This is a genomic window from Mycolicibacterium vinylchloridicum, assembly GCF_013404075.1.
In the GTDB taxonomy this organism is placed as follows: Bacteria; Actinomycetota; Actinomycetes; order Mycobacteriales; family Mycobacteriaceae; genus Mycobacterium; species Mycobacterium vinylchloridicum.
In genome coordinates, this window is record NZ_JACBJQ010000181.1 from 1 (window position 1) to 1,270 (window position 1,270).

A 1,270-nucleotide genomic window follows, 5' to 3' on the forward strand; every position below is an offset into this window, starting at 1 on the left:
CCTGGATTCACCGATTGAGGTGGTGTCTGGGGCGGGTTGAATCAGTGAAATGCCCTGTCGTAGTGAGAGAATGAGATTTCTCTAGGATCAAATTCGGCCACTACGAAGGGCATCTCGTAGATGCAACTATCTCATACTCGGCCCGTCGCGTCGGCTATCTTCGATGACCCGAACCTGGTGTCGTGCGCCGGGCTGGTCCCGATCGCCGCGTTGGCCCAGCAGTGCGGTCTCAAGGCTTTGACTGACGAGCACCTCAGCGTGCCGACCGACAAGGGCGCCAACGCCGGAGCGAAAGTCAGTGCGCTGGTCGCGGGCATGATCGCCGGCGCCGACAGCATCGACGACATGAGGCTGCTGCGCCACGGCGCGATGGGCACCCTGTTCGACCGCCCGTATGCGCCCTCGACGCTGGGATCGTTTCTGCGGGAATTCAGCTTCGGCCACGTCCGCCAACTCGACGCCGTGGCATCGCGGCTGCTGGCCGGCCTGCACGCCCGTACGCCGCTGCTGGCCGGGATCGACGGCGCGGTCATGGTCGATGTCGACGACACCATCATCGAAGTGCATGGTTATGCCAAACAAGGATCGGGATACGGCTACTCCGGGGTCCGCGGGCTCAATGCGCTGATCGCGACCATCACCACCGACGAGGGCGCACCGGTGATCACCGGCCAGCGCCTACGCAAAGGATCCTGCGGCTCCCCACGCGGGGCGGCCCGGATGATCGGCGACACCCTGGCCACCGTGAAACGGCTGCGTAGCACCGAGGCCACCGGCACGCCGCTGCTACGGGCTGACTCCGCGTTCTACGGCCATCGGACCGTCGCCGCAGCCCTGCGCGGCGGCGCCGAGGTGTCGATCACCGTGCGCCTGGACTCGACAGTCAGGACCGCGATCGCCGCCATCGACGACGACTCGTGGACCCCCATCGAGTACACCGACGCGATCTACGACGACACCACCGGCCAGTGGATTTCCCGGGCCGAGGTCGCCGAGATCGGATTCACCGCGTTCAGCTCCAAGAAAGCCAGCCAGCAGGCCCCAGGCAGGCTGGTGGTGCGCCGCATCCCCGACCTCAACCCCACCGCCGACAAGCAGGCCACACTGTTCGACGTATGGCGTTTCCACGCCTTCTTCACCACCACAGACCTCGACACCGTCACCGCCGACAAGACCCACCGCGGCCACGCCATCATCGAGCAGGTCCACGCCGACCTGAAAGACTCCGCCCTGGCCCATCTGCCCTCCGGACGATTCGCCGCCAATAGTG

General features: G+C 65.7%; 1 protein-coding gene. It reads left to right on the plus strand.

Translation table 11 applies throughout. The features are described 5' to 3' along the window. Nucleotides 1-120: 120 nt before the first annotated feature. A partial coding sequence (locus HPC46_RS34435; RefSeq protein WP_179476441.1) for an IS1380 family transposase occupies nt 121-1,270 on the plus strand: 1,150 nt, incomplete at its 3' end.